The sequence below is a fragment of the Mycobacterium sp. genome (assembly GCF_019243155.1).
Lineage (GTDB): Bacteria > Actinomycetota > Actinomycetes > Mycobacteriales > Mycobacteriaceae > Mycobacterium.
Genome location: NZ_JAFAUS010000240.1, coordinates 1 through 3,988 on the forward strand (window position 1 = coordinate 1; position 3,988 = coordinate 3,988).

General features: G+C 66.5%; 3 protein-coding genes and 1 pseudogene. 2 read left to right on the top strand and 2 right to left on the bottom strand.

Annotated elements, in window-relative coordinates; genetic code table 11:
* A pseudogene (locus JOZ00_RS11825) lies at positions 1-281 on the bottom strand (lipid-transfer protein); the annotation flags it as partial.
* Entirely contained in the window at positions 278-721 is a 444-nt protein-coding gene (locus JOZ00_RS11830) for a Zn-ribbon domain-containing OB-fold protein (protein WP_293344034.1), read from the bottom strand. The pseudogene JOZ00_RS11825 and the gene JOZ00_RS11830, both read right to left, overlap by 4 nt.
* Positions 722-855: 134 nt before the next feature.
* Here JOZ00_RS11830 and polA point away from each other — a divergent pair, with 134 nt between their 5' ends.
* Together polA and JOZ00_RS11840 are read left to right on the top strand one after the other, a co-directional pair.
* Positions 856-3,516, top strand: coding sequence for a DNA polymerase I (polA, locus tag JOZ00_RS11835; RefSeq protein WP_293344037.1), 2,661 nt, complete (start codon positions 856-858; stop codon positions 3,514-3,516).
* Positions 3,517-3,710: 194 nt separating this feature from the next.
* Positions 3,711-3,988 (top strand): S1 RNA-binding domain-containing protein (locus JOZ00_RS11840; RefSeq protein WP_293344036.1); only part of this gene is annotated, 278 nt, incomplete at its 3' end.

A 3,988-nucleotide genomic window follows, 5' to 3' on the forward strand; every position in this document is an offset into this window, starting at 1 on the left:
TGTAGCGCCTGGGAGCCGCTGGCACAGGCGGCGTAGCTCGAGCTGACCGGCACGCCGTTCCAGCCGAGCTTCTGCGCGAACGTCGACCCGGCGATGAAGCCCGGGTAGCCGTTGCGGATGGTGTCGGCGCCGGCGACCAGCTGGATCTGCTGCCAGTCCAGGCCGGCCTCGGCCAGCGCGGCGCGGGCGGCGACCACACCGTATTCGGTGAAGTCACGTCCCCACTTGCCCCAGGGGTGCATGCCGGCACCGAGGATGTATAGCGGTTCGGGAGTGCTCATGAGGCGCGCCTCCAGGCGTGCACGATGCGTTGCACGCCGTCGTCGTCGGTGTACAGCGGCATGGTTGTCAACTCCATCTCCATGCCGACCTTCAGGTCCGCGGCCAGCGTGCCCTCGACCACCTTGCCCAGGACGATGAGCCCCTCGGAGGCCAACTCAACCGCGGCGACGGCGAACGGCTCGAACGGGTCCGGCGCCGGGTAGGGCGGGGGCGGGGGATACCGGTTCTCGGTGTAGCTCCACAGGGTGCCCCGGGTCGACAACGCGACGGGCTCTAGTGTGTCGCTGGCGCAGGCGGGGTTGGGGCAGTTGTTCTCCCGCGGCGGGAAGACATAGGTGCCGCACGCGGGGCATTTGCTGCCGATCAGGTGCGGACTACCGGCTTCGTCGGTGGCGAACCATCCGTCGATCGCGGGTTCTTGGCTGGTGACCTCTGGCACTCGGCCAGACTACCCAGCCCGAACACAAAACTGAAACGTGTTGCAGTTCTGCCGGGGCGCGTGACTCGTCACACCGGGTGCCTAGAGTGAGAGCCGTGCCTGCCGCGACTGAGGAACAGACCAAGCCGACGCTGATGTTGCTGGACGGCAATTCGCTTGCGTTCCGGGCCTTCTACGCGCTGCCCGCCGAGAACTTCAAGACCCGCGGCGGCCTGACCACCAACGCGGTGTACGGCTTCACGGCGATGCTGATCAACTTGCTACGCGACGAGACGCCCACGCACGTCGCGGCCGCGTTCGACGTCTCGCGGGAGACGTTCCGTTCCGAGCGTTACCCGGAGTACAAGGCCAACCGCTCGGCGACGCCCGACGAGTTCCGGGGCCAGATTGACATCACCAAGGAAGTGCTGGCCGCGCTGGGCATCACGGTGCTCGCCGAGCCGGGGTTCGAGGCCGACGACCTGATCGCCACGCTGACCACCCAGGCCGAGAACGAGGGCTACCGCGTCCTGGTGGTCACTGGGGACCGCGACTCCCTGCAATTGGTCAGCCCGGACGTGACGGTCCTCTACCCCCGCAAGGGCGTCAGCGAGCTGACCCGCTTCACCCCCGATGCCGTCGTCGAGAAATACGGCTTGACCCCCGAGCAATATCCCGACTTCGCCGCGCTGCGCGGCGATCCCAGCGACAACCTGCCGGGCATCCCCGGCGTGGGGGAGAAGACCGCCTCCAAATGGATCTCCGAATACGGGTCGCTGCAGGGATTGGTCGACAACGTCGACTCGGTGCGCGGCAAGGTCGGTGACGCCCTGCGGGCGAACCTGGCCAGCGTGATCCTCAACCGGGAGCTCACGGATCTCGTCAAAGACGTGCCACTGGCGCAAACCCCCGACACGCTGCGGATGCAACCCTGGGACCGCGACCACATCCACCGGCTCTTTGACGACCTGGAGTTCCGGGTCCTGCGCGACCGGCTGTTCGAAACCCTGGCCTCCGCCGACCCCGAGGTCGACGAAGGCTTCGACGTGCGCGGCGGCGCGCTGGAGCCCGGAGAGCTAGCCGTGTGGCTGACCGAGCACAGCTCCGGCAAGCGGTTCGGCCTGGCCGTCGTCGGCACCCACCTGGCGTACGACGCCGACGCGACCGCACTGGCCATCGTGTCCGCCGACGGCGAGGGCCGCTATATCGACACCTCGGCGCTCGATCCCGACGACGAGGCCGCGCTGTCCTCCTGGCTGGCCGACCCCGGCCCGCCCAAGGCCCTGCACGAAGCCAAGCTGGCGATGCACGACCTGGCTGGGCGGGGCTGGAAGCTGGAAGGCGTCACCTCCGACACGGCGTTGGCGGCCTATCTGGTGCGTCCCGGCCAGCGCAGCTTCGCTCTCGACGACCTTTCGCTGCGTTACCTGCGCCGCGAGTTGCGCGCGGAAAATGCTGAGCAGCAACAGCTTTCGCTGCTCGACGATCCCGAGGGCACGGACGACCAGGCGGTGCAGACGCTGATCCTGCGGGCCGTTGCGGTGCTGGATCTGGCCGACGCGCTCGACGAGGAACTGGCCCGCATCAACTCCACATCGCTGCTGGGCGGCATGGAGCTGCCGGTGCAGCGGGTGCTGGCGGCACTGGAGCATGTCGGCATCGCGGTCGACATGGCGCAATTGAGCGAACTGCAAAGCGATTTCGCCCATCAGATCCGCGACGCGGCCGAGGCGGCCTACGCCGTGATCGGCAAGCAGATCAACCTGGGCTCACCGAAACAGCTGCAGACGGTGCTGTTCGACGAGCTCGAGATGCCGAAGACCAAGCGCACCAAGACCGGCTACACCACCGACGCCGATGCGCTGCAATCGTTGTTCGACAAGACCGGCCATCCGTTCCTGCAGCATCTGCTGACCCACCGCGACGCCACGCGACTCAAGGTGACGGTGGACGGGCTGCTGAACTCGGTGGCCTCCGACGGGCGCATCCACACCACGTTCAACCAGACCATCGCAGCGACCGGCCGGCTGTCGTCGACCGAGCCGAACCTGCAAAACATCCCCATCCGCACCGAGGCCGGCCGGCGGATCCGCGACGCGTTCGTCGTCGGCGACGGCTACTCCGAGCTGATGACCGCCGACTACAGCCAGATCGAGATGCGGATCATGGCGCACCTGTCCAAGGACGACGGCCTCATCGAGGCCTTCAACACCGGGGAAGACCTGCACTCGTTTGTCGCCTCGAGAGCGTTCGGAGTGCCGATCGAGGAGGTCACCGCCGAGCTCCGCCGGCGGGTCAAGGCGATGTCGTACGGCCTGGCCTACGGGCTGAGCGCCTACGGGCTGTCCGCCCAGCTCAAGATCTCCACCGAAGAAGCCAAAGACCAGATGGACCAGTACTTCGCCCGGTTCGGTGGCATCCGCGACTACCTGCGCGACGTCGTCGAGCAGGCCCGCAAGGACGGCTACACCTCCACGGTGTTCGGCCGCCGGCGCTACCTGCCCGAGCTGGACAGCAGCAACCGCAACGTTCGCGAGGCCGCCGAGCGCGCCGCGCTCAACGCGCCGATTCAGGGCAGCGCGGCCGACATCATCAAGGTGGCGATGATCGAGGTCGACAAGGCGATCAACGAGGCGGGGCTGAAGTCCCGGATGCTGCTGCAGGTCCACGACGAACTGTTGTTCGAGGTCGCGCCGGGCGAGCGGGAGCAGCTCGAGGCGCTGGCGCGCGACAAGATGGGTGGTGCCTACCCGCTGGACGTTCCGCTCGAGGTCTCGGTCGGGTACGGTCGCAGCTGGGATTCAGCTGCACATTGATGGCGCTACGGAAACCGCGACAGCGCGAAATTGGCCGGGAGTTTGGGCCCGCGTCACTTTTGCGCCCGACAAATACCGTGCGTAGCGCCGGTTGAGCGTCGCCCGAGTTTGGCCAGCGTGTGCACAGTCGAGTAGCCTCGACAGGTAAATCCTTTTGTCCCTACGACCAAACCTGTCCGGAGCAACCCAACAACATGCCGAGTCCCGCCGTCACCTCGCCGCAAGTAGCCGTCAACGACATTGGCTCCAGCGAGGACTTTCTCGCAGCAATAGATAAAACGATCAAATACTTCAACGATGGCGACATCGTCGAAGGCACGATCGTCAAAGTTGACCGGGACGAGGTGCTCCTCGACATCGGCTACAAGACCGAAGGGGTCATCCCCGCCCGCGAGCTCTCGATCAAGCACGATGTCGACCCCAGTGAGGTCGTTTCCGTGGGCGACGAGGTCGAGGCCCTGGTCCTCACCAA

Coding starts and splice junctions, on each gene's coding strand:
- polA (WP_293344037.1), top strand. CDS start 856: ATGTTGCTGGACGGCAATTCGCTTGCGTTCCGGGCCTTCTACGCGCTG.